Source organism: Pseudomonas sp. CC120222-01a, assembly GCF_003097235.1.
Classification (GTDB): Bacteria; Pseudomonadota; Gammaproteobacteria; order Pseudomonadales; family Pseudomonadaceae; genus Aquipseudomonas.
Genome location: NZ_QEQQ01000002.1, coordinates 311,939 through 332,934, shown reverse-complemented (window position 1 = coordinate 332,934; position 20,996 = coordinate 311,939). Strand labels below are relative to the sequence as shown.

Here is a 20,996-nt window from a genome sequence, read left to right as displayed (position 1 = left end):
TCAAAGAACTGCCCGAGCCATTCGGGTAACGACTTGGAAGCCACTGTCACAGGATTCGGGATGCTTGAACTAGTTGCCGCGTTTATCTGCCTCACCACCCTCCTCACCTATGTCAATTACCGCTTCATCGGCCTGCCACCCGCCATCGGCGTGATGGTCACGGCGTTGCTGTTCTCCCTGATGCTGCAGGGCCTGAGCCTGATCGGCTTCCCTGGCCTGGAAGAACGCGTCGAAGGCCTGATGAACCAGATCGATTTCAACGACCTGCTGATGCACTGGATGCTGGCCTTCCTGCTGTTCGCCGGCGCACTGCACGTCAACCTCAGCGACCTGCGCAGCTACCGCTGGCCGATCGGCCTGCTGGCCACCCTGGGTGTGCTGATTGCCACCGTGGTGATCGGCTACCTGTCGCACTGGGTGTTCGCGATGTTCGGCTGGCAGGTGCCATTGATCTACTGCCTGCTGTTCGGCGCACTGATCTCCCCGACCGACCCGATCGCCGTGCTGGGTGCACTGCGTACCGCCAACGCCTCCAAACCGCTGAAAACCACCATCGTCGGCGAATCGTTGTTCAACGACGGTACCGCGGTCGTGGTGTTCACCGTCCTGCTGGGCATCATCCAGCTCGGCGAAACGCCGAGTGTCTCCGACACCGCCCTCCTGTTCGCCCGCGAAGCCATCGGCGGGGTGCTGTTCGGCGGCGTGATCGGCTATGCCACCTACCGCATGATCAAGAGCGTCGAGCAGTACCAGGTCGAGGTCATGCTGACCCTGGCACTGGTGATCGGTGGTTCGGCGATGTGCTACGAGCTGCATGTTTCAGCTCCGATCGCCATGGTGGTCGCGGGCCTGATCATCGGTAACCTGGGCCGCAACCTGGCGATGAACGACATGACCCGTCGCTACATGGACGGCTTCTGGGAACTGATCGACGACATGCTCAACGCCCTGCTGTTCGCCCTGATCGGCCTGGAACTGTTGCTGCTGCCGTTCAACTGGCTGCACTTGGCGGCGGGTGGCGTGCTGGCGTTGGCGGTGCTGTTGTCGCGGCTGCTGACCGTGGCCCCGGCGATCGTGCTGTTGCGGCGCTGGCGGCCGGTGCCGAAAGGCACCGTGCGGGTGCTGACCTGGGGCGGATTGCGTGGCGGGGTATCGGTGGCCCTGGCGCTGTCGCTGCCACTGGGCGCGGAACGTGACCTGCTGCTGTCGATCACCTACATCGTAGTGTTGTCGTCGATCCTGGTGCAGGGACTAAGCATTGGTCGCGTGGTGCGCAAGGTCAGCGCACAGCCTTGAAAAGGCAGGGGCCGCTTTGCGGCCCCTGACATTCACTCGACTGCGGAATCCGGGAACTGGTCCTGGACGTACTTGATCTCGGTACGCCCATGGGCCGCCGGCAAGCCGTCTTCGCCCAGGTTGACGAAGACCATCTTGTCGACCGTCAGAATGCTCTTGCGAGTGATCTTGTTGCGTACTTCACACTTGAGGGTGATCGAGGTACGGCCAAACTCGGTGGCGGTGATGCCCAGTTCGATGATATCGCCCTGACGCGAGGCACTGACGAAGTTGATCTCCGACATGTACTTGGTCACCACGCGCTGGTTGCCCAGCTGGACGATGGCGTAGATCGCCGCTTCTTCGTCGATCCAGCGCAGCAGGCTGCCGCCGAACAGCGTGCCGTTGGGGTTGAGGTCTTCGGGTTTAACCCATTTGCGGGTGTGAAAGTTCATCTGTACTCCTGACCGGCTTGGCTAACGTGAAGTAATGATGGCAGAGCGGCCGCCAGCGCTCCATTGAACATCGACTATCGTCGCGATAAATCGACAGAAAGCCTTGGGTGTGTCACACAGCCACGGCTATAATCGCTGCCGATTCTCATGGCTGCCCGCAGTGGCGGCCATCCCGCCACCCATCCGAGGGGCGCTGCAGCAGGCTCGGCCTGTCAGGCTCGGTTGGGGCGTTGTCCGCTGAAGCGGACGCTCAACGCACAACGGCGCCCATTCGCACACTACGAATGGAGGCTCTCAATGAGCGCTGTAAACACGCCTGCTGGTTTTTCCGACTTCAAGGTCGCCGACATCTCCCTGGCCGACTGGGGCCGCAAGGAAGTCATCATCGCCGAATCGGAAATGCCGGCACTGATGGGCCTGCGCCGCAAGTATCAAGCCGAGCAACCGCTCAAGGGCGCCAAGATCATCGGCTGCATCCACATGACCATCCAGACCGCCGTGCTGATCGAGACCCTGGTCGCCCTGGGCGCCGAAGTCCGCTGGTCGTCGTGCAACATCTTCTCCACCCAGGACCAGGCCGCTGCCGCCATCGCCGCCGCCGGCATTCCTGTGTTCGCCTGGAAAGGTGAAACCGAGCAGGAATACGAGTGGTGCATCGAGCAGACCATCCTGAAAGATGGCCAGCCTTGGGACGCCAACATGGTGCTGGACGACGGTGGTGACCTGACCGAGATCCTGCACAAGAAATACCCGGCCATGCTGGAAAAGATCCACGGCGTGACCGAAGAAACCACCACCGGTGTGCACCGTCTGCTGGACATGCTGGCCAAGGGCGAGCTGAAAGTCCCGGCGATCAACGTCAACGACTCGGTCACCAAGAGCAAGAACGACAACAAGTACGGCTGCCGTCACAGCCTGAACGATGCCATCAAGCGCGGCACCGACCACCTGCTGTCGGGCAAGCAAGCCCTGGTAATCGGCTACGGTGACGTGGGCAAGGGCTCGGCCCAGTCGCTGCGTCAGGAAGGCATGATCGTCAAGGTCACCGAAGTCGACCCGATCTGCGCCATGCAGGCCTGCATGGACGGCTTCGAAGTCGTTTCGCCATTCAAGGACGGCATCAACACCGGTACCGAAGCGGGTATCAACGCCGATCTGCTGGGCCGCATCGACCTGATCGTCACCACCACCGGTAACGTCAACGTCTGCGACGCCAACATGCTCAAGGCCCTGAAGAAGCGTGCCGTGGTCTGCAACATCGGCCACTTCGACAACGAAATCGACACTGCCTTCATGCGCAAGAACTGGGCATGGGAAGAGGTCAAGCCGCAGGTGCACAAGATCCACCGCACCGGCGCGGGTACTTTCGACCCGCAGAACGACGACTACCTGATCCTGCTGGCCGAAGGCCGCCTGGTGAACCTGGGTAACGCCACTGGCCACCCAAGCCGCATCATGGACGGTTCGTTCGCCAACCAGGTGCTGGCACAGATCTTCCTGTTCGAGCAGAAGTTCGCCGAACTGCCAGCTGCCAAGAAGGCCGAGCGCCTGACCGTGGAAGTGCTGCCGAAGAAACTCGACGAAGAAGTGGCCCTGGAAATGGTCCGCGGCTTCGGCGGCGTGGTCACCCAGCTGACCCCGCAACAGGCCGAGTACATCGGTGTGACCGTTGAAGGCCCGTTCAAGCCGCACGCCTACCGCTACTAAGCGGCAGGCTTGAAGCGACACGCTTCAAAGCCGAAACCTGAACGATGCCCAAGCCAGATCGGCCTTCACCGATCTGGCTTTTACTTGCAGCTTGCTGCTTGAGGCTTGCTGCTCGAGGAACGCCAGATGTCCCAAGATCGCCGTTACAGTTTCGAGTTCTTCCCAACCAAGACCGACGCCGGTCACGAGAAGCTGATGGGCGTTGCCCGCCAGCTGGCCGCGTACAACCCGGACTTCTTCTCCTGCACCTACGGTGCCGGTGGCTCTACCCGCGACCGCACGCTGAACACCGTGCTGCAGCTGGAAAGCGAAGTGAAGGTCCCTGCCGCGCCACACCTGTCGTGCGTCGGCGACACCAAGGACGAACTGCGCGCCCTGCTGGCCGAGTACAAGGCGGCCGGCATCAAGCGCATCGTTGCCCTGCGTGGGGACCTGCCGTCGGGCATGGGCATGGCCAGTGGCGAACTGCGTTATGCCAGCGACCTGGTCGAGTTCATCCGCCAGGAAAGCGGCGACCACTTCCACCTGGAAGTCGCTGCCTATCCGGAAATGCACCCACAGGCGCGCAACTTCGAGGCCGACCTGGGCAACTTCGTGCACAAGGTCAAGGCCGGTGCCGACAGCGCCATCACCCAGTACTTCTTCAACGCCGACAGCTACTTCTACTTCGTCGAGCGTGTGCAGAAAATGGGTGTGAACATCCCGGTGGTGCCCGGCATCATGCCGATCACCAACTACAGCAAACTGGCACGCTTCTCTGATGCCTGCGGCGCCGAAATCCCGCGCTGGATCCGCAAGCAGCTGGAAGCCTACGGCGACGATACGGCGAGCATCCAGGCCTTTGGCGAAGAAGTCATCACCCACATGTGCGAGCAACTGTTGCAAGGCGGCGCACCGGGCCTGCACTTCTATACCCTTAACCAGGCCGAGGCGAGCCTGGCGATCTGGAACAATCTGAAACTGCCACGCTGAAACTTTTTGGCATCATCAGATTCTGAAACAATTAAGGCTTTAGTCGTAGACTAGGGCCTTATTTACTTTCTGGCTCTGATAGGTGTCGCCTGCAATGCAACATTTCCTGCCATCTCGCCCTCAGCTCGTGTACCTGGCGTTCGGCCCTGCCACCTATCACCAGGAAGCCTGCTTCAGCATTGTCAGCGCCCTCGCGCACCTGGGGGGTAGTGCTGATTTCCCCATCGACATTCAGGTCTACACCGACAATGCCGAGCCGTACGGGAAACTGCCGGTAACCGTTCATCTGCTCGACGAGGCTACCCGCAAGGCCTGGAACCAGCCCCATGGCTATCACTTTCGCAGCAAGCATGTGCTGCTGCGCCAAGTGCTGCAGCAACATCCTCAGGCTGTGCTGATCGACACCGATACCTTCTTCCGCAAGTCGCCGCTGCAACTATTCCAGCGGGTCAAGCCCGGTACGCTGCTGTGCAACGCCATTGGCGCGCGCTACGGCGCGAATCAGCAGTGTCTGCTGTACACGAACCTGCTCGGCATTCTCGAGTCACGCGGCCTCGCCGACTGCCAGATGCCGCTGGTCAACTCTGGCGTGATCGGCCTGTGCGCCGAGGACACCGACGTGCTGGAGCGCTCCATTGCCATGATGGACGAGTTCTACCCGTTGGCCCGCACCGCCTATACCCTGGAAGAGTTCTGCCTGGCGGTGGCCGCGTACCGCAAGATGGAACTGGCCGAATGCACCGACGTGATCCACCACTACTGGAGCCGCAAGGCCCAGTTCCGCGCCAAGATCCAGGCCTGGCTGCGCAAACACGGCGATAACCCGCTGGGGCCGGCGGCGCTTGCCGATGTGATACTGGTCAACGACCAACTGCCCCGCCCACCGACCTTGCAGCGCCTGGGTTACAAAGCCTTGAGCCTGACCATGCCCAGCCGCGAGCGCCAGTTCGTGCGTGAACTGCTGTATGGCTGCTACCCCTACCCCAACGAGTTCGATCGCGCCTGTGCAACGGCCTGGTGGGACAAGGCGCTGGAGAACCTCAATGAACGCCACGGGCGCATCGAGCCCGAGCAACTGCGCCAGTGCCTGCGCCACCCGAGCCTGCGCCTGTCATTGGGCGGCCGGCGCAAGGATATCGAGGCGCATCTGCTGCGTTCCTCCCATCGCTGAGGCCGAAAACGGGGGCTTTGATCTTCACTGGCCTTGCCCATGTTGAGCGCGTAATCTCGCGCCATGCCCCACATCGCCCAATTGCTGTGCATCCTGCTGCTCGCCTGCCTGAGCCCGATGGCGCTGGGCGAGCGGTTGCGCCTGGTGAGCGACGACTGGGCGCCTTATGTGTATCGCGATGGTGGCCAGGCCAAAGGGATCGACTACGAAGTCACCACCGAAGTATTCCGCCGCCTGGGTGTCGAGGTGGACTGGCAGTTCCTGCCGTGGAAGCGCTGCCTTGCTCTGGTGGAACAGGGCCAGGCTGACGGCGTGATGGACATTTTCCAGGTTGAATCGCGCAAGGCCTATCTGGTCTACCCGGCAGAACCCATGTCCGATGTCGAGTTCGTGCTGTTTCAGGCCAGCGACCGGCGCCATGCCATCCGCCAGCTGGATGACCTCAGCGGCCTGACCGTAGGCACGTCGCCGGGTTACGCCTACGACAGGGCGTTCAATGAATCCCAGGCGTTCCGCCGCGAAACCGCGCCGAGCCACGAAGCCAATTTCGGCAAACTCATACGCGGGCGCATCGATCTGATGGTCACCGACCGCCTGGTCGGGCGTTACCTGCGCAAGCAGCTTGGCCTCGAACAGCAGGTCGAAGAGCTGCCCCTGGTCATCAGCCGTCAGGCGCAATACCTGGGCCTGGCACGCAAACCCGGGCGCGAACAACTGGCCCAGGCGTTTGCCGAAGAACTGCGTCGTTTCAAGCAGGAACCGGCGTTCGAGGCGATTATCGAACACTACATCGGCGACGCAGGCGATCTTGCTGGCGCCGTTGAGCAGCAGGAAAGCAGCACGCTGCGTTAGCTCTGTTATACTCGGGCCTTCCCGCCCGGCTCACGCCCGGACGCTCGGCCTCGCAACAGGCATCCCGATCGGCATCGACGCAATTTAGCGTCCACCTTCCGCTTCCCGGATGTGCAGTGAAAGCCCAGCTGGACCGGACGCGATCGCATCCCATCGATGCCCGTCGCGCCAGGCAGAATATCCCAACGGGCCCAGCCCCCACGAGAACAGGATTGCCCATGTCCTTTGCTTCCCTCGGACTCTCCGAGGCTCTTGTCCGCGCTATCGAGGCAGCGGGCTACACCCAGCCGACCCCGGTGCAACAGCGGGCCATCCCCGCCGTGTTGCAAGGCCGCGACCTGATGGTCGCCGCACAGACAGGTACTGGTAAAACCGGCGGCTTCGCCTTGCCGATCCTCGAGCGCCTGTTCCCGGCCGGCCACCCCGACAAATCCCAGCGTCATGGCCCGCGCCAGCCGCGCGTCCTGGTCCTGACCCCGACTCGCGAGCTTGCCGCCCAGGTACACGACAGCTTCAAGGTGTACGCCCGCGACCTGCCTCTGGTCAGCGCCTGCATCTTTGGCGGCGTCGGCATGAACCCGCAGATCCAGGCCATCGCCAAGGGTGTCGACGTGCTCGTCGCCTGCCCGGGGCGCCTGCTCGACCTCGCCGGCCAAGGCAAGGTCGACCTGGCCCATGTGGAAATCCTGGTCCTCGACGAAGCCGACCGCATGCTCGACATGGGCTTCATCCATGACGTGAAAAAGGTCCTCGCCCGCCTGCCGGCCAAGCGCCAGAACCTGCTGTTCTCGGCGACCTTCTCCAAGGACATCACCGACCTGGCCGACAAGCTCCTGCACAACCCGGAGCGCATCGAGGTCACCCCGCCGAACACCACCGTCGAGCGTATCGAGCAGCGCGTCTACCGCCTGCCCGCCAGCCACAAGCGTGCCCTGCTGGCACACTTGATCACGCTGGGTGCCTGGGAACAGGTACTGGTGTTCACCCGCACCAAGCACGGCGCCAACCGCCTGGCCGAATACCTGGAAAAGCACGGCCTGACCGCCGCCGCGATCCACGGCAACAAGAGCCAGAACGCCCGCACCAAGGCCCTGGCCGACTTCAAGGCCAACAGCGTGCGCGTGCTGGTAGCCACCGACATCGCCGCCCGTGGCCTGGACATCGACCAGCTGCCCCACGTGGTCAACTTCGAGCTGCCGAACGTCGAGGAAGACTACGTGCACCGCATCGGCCGTACCGGCCGTGCCGGGCGCTCGGGCGAAGCCATCTCCATGGTCGCGCCGGATGAAGAAAAGCTGCTCAAGAGCATCGAACGGGTCACCAAGCAGAAGATCCCGGATGGCGACCTTATGGGCTTCGATGCCAGCCAGGTAGAAGCTGAAAAGCCTGAAGTGCGCGAGCGTCAGCAGAACAACGGCCGCGGCGGCCGCAACCAGCAGCAAGCCCGTGGCGAAGGCAGCAAAGACGCCAACGGCGGCCGCAAGGACAAGGGCAAGGACAAAGGCAAGGCCAAGCAGCAGGCTGCTGACAAGCCGGCCGACAAGGAAAAGTCCGGCGACAAGCCACAGCAGCAGCGCAAGCCGCGTGACAAGAAACCGCGTCAGCAACAGCAAGCCAACAACAGTCCTGTACCGAAAGCCGCTGCCGACCGTGATCCGGAAGAGTTCCTGGACGACGATGTCGACAACTTCGGTAACCGCGCCGACTACGTCAGCCCTTACCAGAACGGCAAAGGCCAAGGCCGCAACCGCCGTCCGGGTGGTGCAGGTCAAGGCCAGGGCCAAAGCCAAGGTGGCGGGCAGCGCAGCAACAACGGTGGTGGCCAAGGCCAGGGCCGCAATGCTGGCGGCCAGCAGCGCAGCGCCAGCGGCGACAAGCGCCCACGCAGCAACAACGGTGGCGGCGCCCGTCGTGACAACAATGGCGCTGGCCGCAACCGTTCGGCCGGCCGTGACGATGCAGCGCGTCAGGAGCCGGCAGTACGCAGCACCCGTGAACAGCACCAGCCAGTGATCATCCGCAAGGAATCCAAGCTCGACCGTTACCCAACGCCAGAGCAGCTGGACGACCTGCCGAGCCGCCCGCGCGGTGAGCGCCCTGCACTGCTCACCCGCAAGGGCTGAGTCGCGCAGCAGGCATAAAAAAACGCCGCCCAATGGGCGGCGTTTTTTATTGCATGGGCAATGCTTACTTCTGCTTCACACCTTCGACACTGATGTCCAGGTCCAGGGTCTGCGAAGTCGGGCCTGGGCCCTTGATGCCGAAGTCGTTCAGGTTCACGGTAGTGGTGGCGTTGAAGCCAGCGCGCTCGCCGCCCCACGGATCCTTGCCCTCACCGTTGAAGGTGGCCTTGAAGGTGACTGGCTTGGTCACGCCGTGCAGGGTCAGGTCGCCGGTCACGTCAGCAGTCTTCTCGCCAGTCGATTTGACGGCAGTGGAGACAAACTTGGCATCCGGGTACTTGGCGACGTCCAGGAAGTCCTTGCTGGCGATGTGCTTGTCACGTTCGGCGTGGTTCGACCAGACGCTGGCGGTCTTCAGATCGACGCTGATCTTGCTGGCCTCAGGCTTGGCGCTGTCCCAGGAGAAGTCGCCGCTGAAGTCCTTGAAGGTACCGTGGATGAAGCTGTAGCCCAGGTGGCTGATCTTCCAGTCGACGAACGCGTGCTGGCCTTCCTTGTCGATCTTGTACTCGGCAGCCATGGCCTGGCCGGCGGAGAACAGAGCGGTACCGAGCGCCAGAGCGGCAAAAGTCTTTTTCAACATCCTTACTTCCTTCCTATGCAATTGAGGTTGAGAGTCAAGCTTTGCGGCCCAGCATGCGGGTCAGGGTCGCGTCACGGTCGATGAAATGGTGTTTCAGGGCGGCCAGGGCATGCAGCACGGCGAAGATCACCAGGCCCCATGCCAGCCACAGATGAATCACGCCGGCCACGTCCGCCTGGTCGGGCAGGTCGCTGATCAGCGCCGGCACGTCGAACAGGCCGAACACTGGAATACCGACGCCGTCGGCAGTGGAAATCAGGTAACCGGCGATCATGACGGCAAACAGCCCCAGGTACAGCGCCAGATGCCCAAGCTTGGCCGCCATGCGGGTGAATGCCCCATGGTTGGCCGGTGCCGGCGGTGGCGGGCTGACGAATCGCCAGACCACACGCAACAGCATCACCGCCAGCAACACCAGGCCGATGCTCTTGTGCAGGTCAGGGCCGGCCTTGCGCCACGGGTCGTAGTAGTCGAGACCGACCATCCACAGGCCCAGGCCGAACAGGCCGAAGACTGCCAATGCAACGCCCCAGTGCAGGACGATGCTGACCACGCCATAGCGAGAAGGTGAATTGCGCAGTTGCATGATGACGTGGTTCCCCGTGAAAGCTGTGCACAGACTAACGCGTAACGTATCGAATAAAAGCTTAAAAAACTGCTTTGGATTATCGAGAAATACGATGATTAGTGTGTGAGTTTCCTATTAAGGAAACATTAACAATAGTCGGAGAGTTTAAGGTTGCCAGTACTGGCCTCTTCGCGGGCGCGCCCGCTCCCACAGCTACAGCGCAGTACTTTGTGGGAGCGGGCGTGCCCGCGAAGGGGCCAGAACAGGCTTTAGTTTGCCTTGGCCTGGGTATTGTCCACCGGCTTCTTCACGGGTTCGGACTTGACCGTGGCTTTTTTCGGCTCGACCGCCTTTTTCGCCTGCTTGGCCGCAGGCTTGTGCGCCGGCGTATGCTTGGCCGGTGCGGCCTTGGTCGCGGCAGGCTTGGCCGGTTCTTCCTTGGCGATTTCAGCAGGGGCAGGTGCTACAGGGGCTGCCGCAGGCGCCGGTGCTGGCGCCGGTGCAACTTCCTCGGCCTTGGCAACCGGAGCAGCCTTCACGTCAGGCTTGTCCGAACCCCCGAACAGGCGCGAGAAGAACCCGCCACCACTGTCCTTCTTCGCCACCGCTGCACCCGCTGTCGCCGCTGCCGCGACGGTCGCAGCCTTGGCCGGGTCGAACGACTTGCCGGCGAGCAGGTCCTGCACCTGGCTGGCAGCACGCTGGCCGCTGCGCAGGGCGCCTTCGAGGGTGCCTGGGTAAAGCGCATCGGTGTGTTCACCGGCAAAGGTGATGCGCTGCACCGGGCGCTCCCACAGGCGCCAGTACTTGCTGATCTGCCCTGGGCCATAGGCCAGGTAGGCGCCGCCGGTACCGGCATCGATGCTGTAACGCTTGACCTCATAACCGGTGAACGCGCCACGGGCCTGTGGGTAGAACGCATGCAGGCGGATCAGCACCTGGTCGACCATCTGTTTGTCGCCAAAGGCCTGCAGCAGACGCGCATTGTCGCCCGACAGGTTGATCACCACGTTGGCACCACCCTTGAGCGCCGGCTCGATCCACAGCATGCCGAGGCCGGCGTTGCTGAAGATTTCGCCCGACATGCGCGCGCGGCTTTCCCATACAGGTTGCTTGAACTTGAGCATCAGCTGGTCGCGCCAGCCGTAGTTGGTGCCCTTGAGTGCTGCCACGTGCTGGTTGTCCAGGCCTGGCGTGATCTGGATCTTGGCCAGTGCCCGCAGAGGGATCGCCATCACCAGGTAGTCGGCCTTGTAGTCCGTGCTGCCGACCTTGACGCTGACGCCATCCTTGTCCTGCACGATCGCCGTGACCGGCGAGCTGGTCTTGATGGTCTTCAACTGCTTGACGAACGCCTGGGCCAGCACCGGGCTGCCGCCAGGCAGGCGCGCGGCGCGCAGGTCGCGATCACTGACGCCACGGTAGACGCGGTTCTGCTGGGCGAAGTAGAGCAGCGACAGGCGCGATGGCTCGTCATAGCGGGTGCGGATCTGCTGGTTGATCAGCTGGCGCGCGGTGGTCGGCAACTGCAGCTTGTCGAGCCAGGTGGACACGTTCATCTGGTCGAGGGCGAACAGGGTGCTGTTCGCCTGCGGGTTGAGCGGGTCATCGATCGAACGGGCCAGGTCGTCGAGGGTTTTCTCGTAGCGTTTGAGCGCCTCGGCGGTGGCCGGCTGCTTGGTGGTCAGGTCGGTGGCGCTGAAGTACTCACCGTCGATCAGGTAGCCCGGGGTACGCACGAATTCCGGCGCGGGCAGTGTTTCAAGCTTGAAACGGTCGAGGTACTGGTTGAGCACTGGCTGTGCCTTGGCATTGCCGATCCACTCGCTGGTGGCCAGGCCCGAACGGCCGCCCATGCCCGACTTGGCTTCCAGCAGGGTGACCTGCCAACCTTTGTTCTGCAGCTCATAGGCCGCGGTCAGGCCCGCCAGGCCGCCACCCACCACGATTGCCGAAGGTGTCTTGTCCTTTGCCAGCGCGGCGCCGCTGGACACACCGATCAATACCAACGCGCACAGGCGCACCCAAGCAGCAGCCATGTCGGCGAACTCCGAGTTGAAATAGCAGGGATGGGAAGAGGCGGGAATGCCCCGAGAGTCGATGCGCTAAGAATACGTCAGGTATCTGGACCCTGCCAGCACGGCGACATCAAGTGCCTTTGGCAACTGGCATTTTTGTCAGTAGCCAGGCTTCTGGGCGTTAGGTGAAGCTGGCGAAGGTGGCTGAAAAAACCGACAAAAGGAGCTGCACCATGACCTATGAGGAGCATTTCGCACAGGTAGAAAGGCAATTCTTGTGGCACAACCAGACAGTACTGACCCCCTCAGGCCTGAAAATCCGATCCAACGGTACGTCATGGACCGGCCTGCATGAAGCCTTCAAAGGCGATGAAGGCACCGAGCTGGTGATTGGCGAGCACAGTGACGTGGAAATCACCTTCAACCAGGAAGTCGAATGCCTGCGGCTGGAGTACTACGTTGTCAGCGACCAGCATTTCGACGATGTGCAGATGCTGCTGGATACCGACGGCTACGATATGGACCTGATCGCCCCGGTCCCGCGCAACTTCTACTGGCTTACTCTCTCCGGCAGCGGCTATACCGATTTGAGGCCTGGCCCGATTTCCACACACCCCTACCATCAAGTCATCGAAGGGCCTTTTCGCCGCCTGACCATATCCACTTCACAGGCCGGAACCGTTCATATCCGCAAACTGGAATGGACCCGCACCTGCCGCCATTGAGCACTAGCGGTTGTCCTGCCCCCTGGCTTTGCTTAGGCTTACGCGGTCAAAGCAGGCAGTAAGCCAGGAGAAGTGCCCATGGGCCTCAACGATCAGTGGATGCAACGCGACCTCAAAGTCCTGTGGCACCCCTGCACCCAGATGAAAGACCACGAGCAGCTGCCCCTGATCCCGATCCGGCGCGGTGAAGGCGTGTGGCTCGAGGACTTCGACGGCAAACGCTACCTGGATGCCGTGAGCAGCTGGTGGGTCAACGTGTTCGGCCACGCCAACCCGCGCATCAACCAGCGCATCAAGGACCAGGTCGATCAGCTGGAACATGTGATCCTCGCCGGCTTCAGCCACCAACCGGTGATCGAGCTGTCCGAGCGCCTGGTCGCCATGACGCCCGCCGGGCTCGACCGGGTGTTCTATGCCGACAATGGTTCGTCGTGCATCGAAGTGGCGTTGAAGATGAGCTTTCACTACTGGCAGAACATCGGCAAACCGGCGAAAAAGCGCTTCGTGACCCTGACCAACAGCTACCACGGCGAAACCATTGCCGCGATGTCGGTCGGCGACGTGCCGCTGTTCACTGAGACCTACAAGGCGCTGCTGCTCGACACCATCAAGGTGCCAAGCCCCGACTGCTACCTGCGCCCCGAGGGCATGGGCTGGGAAGAACACTCGCGGAATATGTTCGCCGCCATGGAGCAAACACTGGCCGAACACCACGAGACGATCTCGGCGGTAATCATCGAACCGCTGATCCAGGGCGCCGGTGGCATGCGCATGTACCATCCGGTGTACCTCAAGCTGCTGCGCGAAGCCTGCGACCGTTATGACGTGCACCTGATCCACGACGAAATTGCCGTCGGTTTCGGCCGCACCGGCACGATGTTCGCCTGCGAGCAGGCCGGCATCCGCCCGGACTTCCTGTGCCTGTCCAAGGCGCTGACCGGTGGCTACCTGCCGCTGGCCGCCTGCCTGACCACCGACAAGGTGTACCAGGCCTTCTATGACGATTACCCGACCCTGCGCGCGTTCCTCCACTCGCACAGCTACACCGGCAACCCGTTGGCCTGCGCCGCTGCCCTGGCGACGCTGGACATCTTCGAGCAGGACAACGTGATCGAGGCCAACAAGGCCCTGGCCGCGCGCATGGCCAGCGCCACCGCGCACCTGGCCGATCACGCCCACGTCGCCGAAATCCGCCAGACCGGCATGGCCCTGGCCATCGAGATGGTCCAGGACAAGGCGACCAAGGCTGCCTACCCGTGGCAGGAGCGTCGTGGCCTGAAAGTATTCGAGCACGCCCTGACCCGCGGCGCCCTGCTGCGCCCGCTGGGCAGCGTGGTGTACTTCCTGCCGCCCTATGTGATCACCCCGGAGCAGATCGACTTCCTCGCCGAAGTGGCCAGCGAAGGCATCGACATCGCCACCCGCGACAGCGTCAGCGTCGCCGTACCGGCCAACTTCCACCCCGACTTCCGCGACCCGGGCTAGTAAACCTGCAAGTCCACCGCCGAACTCTGTGGGAGCGGGTTCACCCGCGAATGCGATAGTGGATTCACCGCCGCATTCGCGGGTAAACCCGCTCCCACAGCCGCCATGTGATCCTATTCCGTCCGAGCTGAACCATGAGACTGTCCCGCTTCTTCATCGACGCCCCCCTGGGCATTGGCGAGCACGACCTGCCCGAAGCCCAGGCCCACTACATCGGCCGCGTCCTGCGCATGGCCCCTGGCGATGCCGTGCAACTGTTCGACGGCAGTGGCCAGGAATACCTCGGCCAACTGCTCGAAGTCGGCAAGAAGACTGTACGCGTCAACCTCGACCAGGCCCTCGCCGGCCAGCCCGACTCACCGCTGCACGTCCACCTCGGCCAGGGCCTGTCCCGCGGCGAGCGCATGGACTGGGCGATCCAGAAGGCCACCGAACTTGGCGCCAACGCCATCACCCCGATCGTCAGCGAACGCTGCGAAGTGCGCCTGAAGGACGAGCGCGCCGACAAGCGCCTGGCCCACTGGCGCCAAGTGGCGATCAGTGCCTGTGAACAATGCGGCCGTTCAACCCTGCCGGTCATTCATTCGCCAGTGACCCTGGCCGAGTGGCTCAAGGGCACCGAAGCCGACCTCAAGCTGGTGCTGCACCCGGTAGCCGAGCCCCTGACCAGCCATGACAAGCCGGCAACGCTGGCGTTCCTGATCGGCCCGGAAGGTGGCCTGAGCGAGGCGGAAGTCGAACAGGCCAAGGCTGCTGGCTTCCATGCTGCACGCCTCGGCCCGCGGGTGTTGCGTACCGAGACAGCGCCGGTGGTGGCGCTGTCGGTAGCGCAGCAGTTGTGGGGCGATTTTTCGTAAACAAAAGCTAACGCACGTAAAGCGACACCGCCACGAAGTGCATGAGGCTGCCGACAATCACAAACAGGTGCCAAATGCCATGGGCATGGCGCAAGCGACTGTCGAGGGCGAAGAAAATGATACCGACGGTGTAGAACACACCGCCGGCCGCCAGCCAGGCGAAGCCGGCGGTGCCAAGGCTGTTCAGCAGTGGCTTGACCGCCACCAGCACGATCCAGCCCATCACCGCGTAGATGATGATCGACAGGATGCGCGCCTCTGAGCGCGGCTTGATCTCCTGCAGCATGCCGATCACCGCCAGCCCCCAGACCACCCCGAACAGGCTCCAGCCCCAGGGCCCGCGCAGGCTGACCAGGCAGAACGGGGTGTAGCTGCCGGCGATCAGCAGGTAGATCGACAGGTGATCGAGCTTGCGCATGATCACCTTCGCCCGCCCGCGGGTGCTGTGGTAGAGGGTGGAAATGCTGTAGAGCAACAGCAAGGTGCTGCCGTAGATGGAGAAACTGACGATCTTCCAGGGGTCGCCCTGCAGGCCCGCGACGACGATCAGCCAGATGGCACCGATACAGGCCAGGACGGCACCGACCAGGTGGGTCCAGGCATTGAAGCGTTCACCGTAGTACATGCAAACACTGACCTCCTGATCTGGGCTGGGTTCCTGAGCCAGCCTGTTCCGGCCTCTTCGCGGGTAAACCCGCTCCCACAGGGATCGCACATGTTTCAAGGGCAGTGCAATACCTGTGGGAGCGGGCTTGCCCGCGAAAGGGCCATCAGCCTTGCATCCTACCCAAGGGCAGGTTGCAGTTCAGCGTCACGCACCAATCTTTCCAGCCCTGCCAGGTCCGGCACCCGCGCCACCTGTTCGCCCACCTGCACGGCGGCCAGCTCCAGGCTGCCCAGCGGCACATCCACGTAATTGAGCTGGCTGTCCAGCTTGCACGAGCGTGGAATGTCCTGCAGCAGCACTGCCAAGTAGCGCAAGCCGGTATCCCCCAGCGCATTCAGCACCACGATCCGTGCCCGCTCGCCACACGGCGTCTCACCGCCACACGCGGCCTCGAAACCGATCAACGGCAAATGCTGCTGCCGCCAGTCGATCCACCCCAGGTGCCAGGCCGGGTCGCCCGGTTCGCACACCAGGTTGCGTTGGCCGATCAGTTCGACCACGGCGACGTTGGGCAATACCAGGGTGCGGTCACCCAACGGCAACAGCAGGCCGGTCAGGCTGCTGCGTTGCCCTGCAATCAGTTCAAGCATGGGTCTGGCTCCAATGGGCGATGCTCTGCAACAGCACCGACTCCTGATAGGGTTTGCCCAGGTAATCGTTGACGCCGATGGCCATGGCCCGGTCGCGATGCTTCTGCCCGGTGCGCGAGGTGATCATGATGATCGGCAGGTCTTTCAGGCGCTCGTCACGGCGAATGCGGGTGGCCACTTCGAAGCCGTCCATGCGCGGCATCTCGATGTCCAGCAACAGCACGTCGGGGCGGTGCTCTTCCAGCAGGGCCATGGCATCGACCCCGTCCTTGGCCGTCATCACGCTCATGCCATGGCGCTCCAGCAGGCGGCTGGTGACCTTGCGCACGGTGACCGAGTCGTCCACCACCATCACCAGCGTGGCCCGCCGTGGCGCCGGGCCGAACAAGGTGCGCTGCACCCCGCTGCCACCGGGCAGACGCGCCAGCCGCCGCTGCTGGCCGCGCAGCTGGCCCAGCAGGTCGAGGATCAACACCACCCGGCCATCACCGAGCAAAGTCGCCCCCGACAGACCCGCCACGGCGGCGAACTGCGGGCCGAGGCTCTTCACCACGATCTCGCGGCTCGGCGACAGGCTGTCCACCTGGATGGCGAACGACTGCTCCTGGGAATGCACCAGCAACACCGGCAGCGGCACGCTCTGCCCCAGCAGCACCGGGCGCGGCAGCCCTTGCAGCAGCTCGCCCAGATAGCGCAACTCGTACGCGTGGCCGCCATATTCATAACGCGGGGCGTCCTGCTGGTAGCAAGCGGCCAATTCGGCCGGTGGCACCCGCACGATGCCTTCGATGGTGTTGAGTGGAATGGCGTACTGCTCTTCGCCCAGGTGCACCATCAAGGCCCGGTTGATCGACACGGTGAACGGCAGGCGGATCAGGAAACGCGCGCCCTTGCCCTGGGCCGACTCGATGGTCATCGAGCCGCCCAGCTGCTTGACCTCTTCGTGGACCACGTCCATGCCCAGGCCGCGCCCGGAAATCTGGGTGATCTTCTCTGCCGTGGAAAAGCCCGGGCGCAGGATGAATTGCAGGATCTCGTGGTCGCTCAGCTGCGCCTGCGGGTCTAGCAGGCCACGCTTGATTGCCTTGCGCCGCACGGCTTCCAGCGGCACGCCGGCGCCGTCATCGGTCATCTCGATGACGATGTCGGCGCCCTCATGCAGCAAGTTCAGGTGAATGGTGCCCTGCTCCGGCTTGCCCGCAGCCAGGCGTGCATCGCGCGCTTCCAGGCCATGGTCGACGGCATTGCGCAGCATGTGTTCCAGTGGCGCGACCATACGCTCGAGCACGCTGCGGTCCAGCTCGCCCTCGGCGTTGCCAACCACCAGCTCGACCTGCTTGCCCAGCTCGCTGGCCACCTGGCGCACCACCCGCTGCAAGCGCGGCACCAAGCGTTCGAACGGCACCATGAGGGTCGCGGTCAGGCCTTCCTGCAACTGGCTGTTCACCCGCGCCTGTTGCTGCAGCAGGCTGTAGGCCTCCTGGGCGCGCTGGGTAAGGGTTTCCTTCAGGTCGAGCAAGTCGGAGGCCGACTCGAACAGTGCCCGCGACAGCTGCTGCAGCTGCGAATGGCGGTCCATTTCAAGCGGGTCGAAATCTTCGTAGGCATCACCCTCGAACGCCTGCCGGCTACTGATCCGCCCCTGGGTCTCGATGTCCAGGCGCAGCAGCTGATCGCGCATGCGCTCCAGGGTGGTTTCCATCTCGTTGAGGGCAAACTGGGCGTCGTTCACCTGCTGTTCGATGCGGCCACGAATGATCGAATGCTCACCGGCCAGGTTGCCCAGGTCGTCGAGTAGCTCGGCATCGACTTTGACCATGTCGCCCGGCGCCCGCTCAGGTGCCGCGGCCGGTATCTCGGCGGGTGCGGTGTCCGCCGGGGCCTGGCCGGCCGCGCTGTCGGTCAGCGCGGCGCTGCTGAAGTTGCGGATGTAGTCGATCAGCGCGGTCGCGGTGTGCAACGGCTGGCCCAGGCGCACGGCGTCGAGCATGTGCGCCAGGCGGTCGTGGCAGTTCTGCAGCAGCGCGAACAGCGGCGGGCTTGGCGGCAGGCGCCCGGCGGCGAGCAGTTCGTAGAGGAATTCGAGTTCATGGGCCAGGTCGCCGATGGCGCTGATCTCGACCATGCGCGCACCACCCTTGAGGGTGTGCAGGTCACGCAGCAGGTTCTCCACCTCGACACTGTTGCGCGGGTCGGCCTGCCAGCGCGCCAGGGCGGCGGCAGCGCTTTCGACGATATCCGAGCTTTCTTCGAGGAAGACGTCCAGCAGCGCCTTGTCGTCCGGACTATCAGGCTCATCCTCCTGCTCCAGCGAGCCAGACAGCGGCGTCACCGCATCAGGGCTTACCAGGCCGGTGGCATCCGGAGCCAGCGCGCCATCCAGCAGTTCGCGCAGGGCGTCGACACAGTCGGGCCGCGGGCTGAGTTCCTGCCCGGCGGCCACTTCGTCGAGCATGTCCAGCAGGGCTTCATGGGCTTGCTGGGCCACGGTGAAGAAGCGCGGGCTGGCGCCCAGGCTGCCCTCTTCCACGGCACCGTAGAGGTCGAGCAGCGCCTCGCAGACGGCATCCATTTGCCACAGGTCAGCCAGGTGCGCGGCGTGGCCAAGGCTGGTCAGCTCATCGAGCAAGGTCTCCAGCGGTTCGCGCTGCCCGGGCTGCTGCTGCCAGCGCGACAGCAGCGACTCGGCATCCAGCAGGATGTCCATGGCCTGGGCCAGGAAACTGGCGATCAGCTGTGGGTCGCGCTTGCCATGGCGAGTGTGCTGGGGCTCGGCATGCAGGCTGGCCAGGCGCAGATCCACCGCTGCGCCGACCTGCTCGATCAGCTGGGCCGCGCCCGGGATGGCTGCCAACGGCGTACTGCCCAGTTGCGCCAGGCCTTGCTGGAACAGGCCATGGGCGGTCTGCAGCCAATGCATCTCCGCCGCCTGCAGCGGCAGCTGGTGCCCGCGGTATTCGCGCACCAGGCGGTCGAAGGCGGTGGCCAGCTCGGCGATCGGCATGACCCCGGCCATGGCAGCGCTGCCCTTGAGGGTGTGCAAGGCGCGCTGCAGGCTGTCGCTGACGTCGCCGCCCTGGCCGTCGGCACCCTGCAGAAAGCCGTCCAGGCTGGCCAGGTGGCCTTGTGCCTCGTTGCGGAAGATATCCAGCAGCTGCGGGTCGAGGCCATCGATATTGGCGCTGACCGGGGTGTTGTTCTCAGCCAGGGCGTGCAGGTGGCCCGCCAATTGTTCGATCTCGGTCAGTTGTGGCAACTGGCCGGCAGCAAAGTCGGCCAGCAGGTCCGGCAGATGGACGAATACCTGCTGCAGCGCCACTGCGCCTTCCGGAGTCAGGGCAATGCGCCCTTCCAGCACCCGGTTGAGCAGGTGCTCTGCGCCCCAGGCCAGCTCGGCCACTGCCTCGGCATGCACCATGCGCCCGCTGCCCTTGAGCGTGTGCAGGTCACGGCGTACCTCGATCAGTGCGTCGCGCAGGTTGTTGTCGGCGCGCCAGCGCAGCCAGTGCCGCTCGATCTCCGGCAGCAACTCGCCGGCTTCTTCGAGGAACACCTCGCGCAACTCATCATCGATACCATCGCTGCCATCCTGCGCCTCGGACGGGCCCGCATGGCTGCACTGCACGCCCAGCGCCGTCAGGCTGGCGCGGGCCATGTCGAGAAACGGTTGAGCATCGGCCAGCGGGTCGGCGACCCGCCATTGCAGGTAGCACTCGGCGGCGCTGAGGGCTTCGGCCAGATGGGTCAGTTCATCCGCCGGTGGTTCCACTTCCAGGTGCTGCAGCCAACCCTGCACATAGCCCGCGCAGCCGGCAAACACCCCGGCGGCGGCCGGCAGCATGAGCATCGCCAACGCACCGCGTACCTGCTGCAAGAGGCCCGGCAGCGGCTGCAGGCGCTGGCGCGGCCAGCCGGACTCCAGGCAATCGCCGATCAAGTCCTTGGCCTGCTGCAGCACTGATAGCGACTCGCTCAGCACCAACTGGCGGATCTCGGCCAGGTCGGAGCCGGGCAAGCCGCCCTGCCCGCCCTCCTCCAGCGGCAGCACCATGCCGTTGAGCGAGGCCTCCACATACAGCAGGGCACCGGCGACATCCATCAATACCGCGTCGTCCACCGCACGCTCACCCAGGGCCAGGGCTTGCAGCGCCAGCACTTGGTCAATGATCACCCGGCGTGGTTGCTGGAAGCCCAGTACCGCCAGGGTGTCGGCTACATGGCGCAACGGCGCGAGCAGCGCGTCCAGCTCTTCGCTGTGCTGGCGGTCACCGCGCACGAACTGGTCCAGGCGCTCCTTGATCCGCATCAGGTCGTCGCACAGGGCGTTGACCACCGAGCGCAGGGCATCACGCCCAGGCCCGGCCTGGATCTGCTCGCGCCAGTTACCCAGCGACAGGTCAAGGTTGGCCAAGTCATCGGAACCGGCAAAGCGCTGCGCGGCGCCGCTGATCAGGCTGGCCTGGGCCAGCGGCTCGACGCCACGGCAGGCACGCAGCTGGTTGAGCAGCGGCAGCATCACCAGTGGCAGGTCATGGCGCGCACCGCGCAACCGCTCCAGGTACGACGGCAATTGCTCCAGGCCACGGAACAACGGCCCCAGGCAGTCGCCGCGGGGGCTTACCTGGCCCTCGGCCAAGGCCTTGGCCAGCAGTTCCAGCTCTTCGGCCAGGCGGGTGGCGCCGCGCAGCTCGAGCATGCGCAGGCAGCCATGCACCTGGTGCAGGTTATCCACAACAAAGGCCAGCATCGACAAGTCGTCGGTCTCGCCGGCAAAGCGCTCCAGGGCCTGACGGGCCTGGCTCAGGCAATCGAGGATGGCGGCCCGGGTCCAGGCCAGGGCCACGGTATCGTGGCGCTCGGGGCTTACGACGGCAGAAGCCATGGGCTT

The 20,996-nt window shown here is 63.9% G+C and carries 16 protein-coding genes and 1 riboswitch; of the genes, 9 read left to right on the top strand and 7 right to left on the bottom strand.

Annotated features, from left to right (window positions below; all coding sequences use genetic code 11):
* Window positions 1–60 precede the first annotated feature (60 nt).
* Window positions 61–1,296, top strand: coding sequence for a sodium:proton antiporter (locus tag N430_RS04420; RefSeq protein ID WP_110633285.1), 1,236 nt, complete (start codon window positions 61–63; stop codon window positions 1,294–1,296).
* Window positions 1,297–1,328: 32 nt separating this feature from the next.
* Here N430_RS04420 and N430_RS04415 read toward each other — a convergent pair whose 3' ends face one another.
* Entirely contained in the window at window positions 1,329–1,730 is a 402-nt protein-coding gene (locus N430_RS04415) for an acyl-CoA thioesterase (RefSeq protein WP_012274534.1), read from the bottom strand.
* 179 nt (window positions 1,731–1,909) lie between these two features.
* Window positions 1,910–2,006, top strand: a riboswitch (S-adenosyl-L-homocysteine riboswitch).
* A 21-nt stretch (window positions 2,007–2,027) separates the two neighbouring features.
* Here N430_RS04415 and ahcY point away from each other — a divergent pair.
* The 5 genes from ahcY (at window position 2,028) to N430_RS04390 (ending at window position 8,555) form a co-directional block, all read left to right on the top strand.
* Window positions 2,028–3,437: an adenosylhomocysteinase gene (gene ahcY, locus N430_RS04410; RefSeq protein ID WP_110633282.1), complete on the top strand. Its 1,410-nt coding sequence runs from the start codon at window positions 2,028–2,030 to the stop codon at window positions 3,435–3,437.
* A gap of 126 nt (window positions 3,438–3,563) precedes the next feature.
* Window positions 3,564–4,409: a methylenetetrahydrofolate reductase [NAD(P)H] gene (gene metF, locus N430_RS04405; protein ID WP_110633279.1), complete on the top strand. Its 846-nt coding sequence runs from the start codon at window positions 3,564–3,566 to the stop codon at window positions 4,407–4,409.
* A 94-nt stretch (window positions 4,410–4,503) separates the two neighbouring features.
* On the top strand, window positions 4,504–5,580 hold the full coding sequence (locus tag N430_RS04400) for a hypothetical protein (protein ID WP_110633276.1): 1,077 nt from the start codon (window positions 4,504–4,506) through the stop codon (window positions 5,578–5,580).
* Between the two features lie 63 nt (window positions 5,581–5,643).
* Window positions 5,644–6,432: an ABC transporter substrate-binding protein gene (locus N430_RS04395; protein WP_110633273.1), complete on the top strand. Its 789-nt coding sequence runs from the start codon at window positions 5,644–5,646 to the stop codon at window positions 6,430–6,432.
* Window positions 6,433–6,650: 218 nt separating this feature from the next.
* Complete coding sequence (locus N430_RS04390) at window positions 6,651–8,555, top strand: DEAD/DEAH box helicase (RefSeq protein ID WP_110633269.1); 1,905 nt, start codon at window positions 6,651–6,653, stop codon at window positions 8,553–8,555.
* Between the two features lie 64 nt (window positions 8,556–8,619).
* Here N430_RS04390 and N430_RS04385 read toward each other — a convergent pair whose 3' ends face one another.
* The 3 genes from N430_RS04385 to N430_RS04375 all read right to left on the bottom strand — a co-directional run bounded on the left by N430_RS04385 (window position 8,620) and on the right by N430_RS04375 (window position 11,805).
* The gene (locus N430_RS04385; RefSeq protein WP_110633266.1) at window positions 8,620–9,198 is read right to left on the bottom strand and encodes a YceI family protein; all 579 of its coding nucleotides are present in this window, start codon (window positions 9,196–9,198) and stop codon (window positions 8,620–8,622) included.
* A 34-nt stretch (window positions 9,199–9,232) separates the two neighbouring features.
* Window positions 9,233–9,784: a cytochrome b gene (locus N430_RS04380; RefSeq protein WP_110633263.1), complete on the bottom strand. Its 552-nt coding sequence runs from the start codon at window positions 9,782–9,784 to the stop codon at window positions 9,233–9,235.
* A 251-nt stretch (window positions 9,785–10,035) separates the two neighbouring features.
* Complete coding sequence (locus tag N430_RS04375; protein WP_110633260.1) at window positions 10,036–11,805, bottom strand: flavin monoamine oxidase family protein; 1,770 nt, start codon at window positions 11,803–11,805, stop codon at window positions 10,036–10,038.
* A gap of 212 nt (window positions 11,806–12,017) precedes the next feature.
* Here N430_RS04375 and N430_RS04370 point away from each other — a divergent pair, with 212 nt between their 5' ends.
* The 3 genes from N430_RS04370 to N430_RS04360 all read left to right on the top strand — a co-directional run bounded on the left by N430_RS04370 (window position 12,018) and on the right by N430_RS04360 (window position 14,851).
* Window positions 12,018–12,509: a hypothetical protein gene (locus tag N430_RS04370; protein WP_110633257.1), complete on the top strand. Its 492-nt coding sequence runs from the start codon at window positions 12,018–12,020 to the stop codon at window positions 12,507–12,509.
* 78 nt (window positions 12,510–12,587) lie between these two features.
* Window positions 12,588–13,994, top strand: coding sequence for an adenosylmethionine--8-amino-7-oxononanoate transaminase (locus N430_RS04365; RefSeq protein ID WP_110633254.1), 1,407 nt, complete (start codon window positions 12,588–12,590; stop codon window positions 13,992–13,994).
* Window positions 13,995–14,128: 134 nt separating this feature from the next.
* Entirely contained in the window at window positions 14,129–14,851 is a 723-nt protein-coding gene (locus tag N430_RS04360; protein WP_110633251.1) for a 16S rRNA (uracil(1498)-N(3))-methyltransferase, read from the top strand.
* Window positions 14,852–14,858: 7 nt separating this feature from the next.
* Here the strand turns inward: N430_RS04360 and N430_RS04355 are convergent, their stop codons facing one another.
* The 3 genes from N430_RS04355 to N430_RS04345 all read right to left on the bottom strand — a co-directional run bounded on the left by N430_RS04355 (window position 14,859) and on the right by N430_RS04345 (window position 20,990).
* Window positions 14,859–15,476 carry a hemolysin III family protein gene (locus tag N430_RS04355; protein ID WP_110633248.1) on the bottom strand — a complete coding sequence of 206 codons (618 nt, stop codon included), beginning with the start codon at window positions 15,474–15,476 and terminating at the stop codon, window positions 14,859–14,861.
* A 158-nt stretch (window positions 15,477–15,634) separates the two neighbouring features.
* Window positions 15,635–16,108: a chemotaxis protein CheW gene (locus N430_RS04350; RefSeq protein WP_110633245.1), complete on the bottom strand. Its 474-nt coding sequence runs from the start codon at window positions 16,106–16,108 to the stop codon at window positions 15,635–15,637.
* Window positions 16,101–20,990 carry an Hpt domain-containing protein gene (locus N430_RS04345; protein ID WP_110633242.1) on the bottom strand — a complete coding sequence of 1,630 codons (4,890 nt, stop codon included), beginning with the start codon at window positions 20,988–20,990 and terminating at the stop codon, window positions 16,101–16,103. The genes N430_RS04350 and N430_RS04345 overlap by 8 nt, the downstream gene beginning before the upstream one ends.
* Window positions 20,991–20,996: the final 6 nt, after the last annotated feature.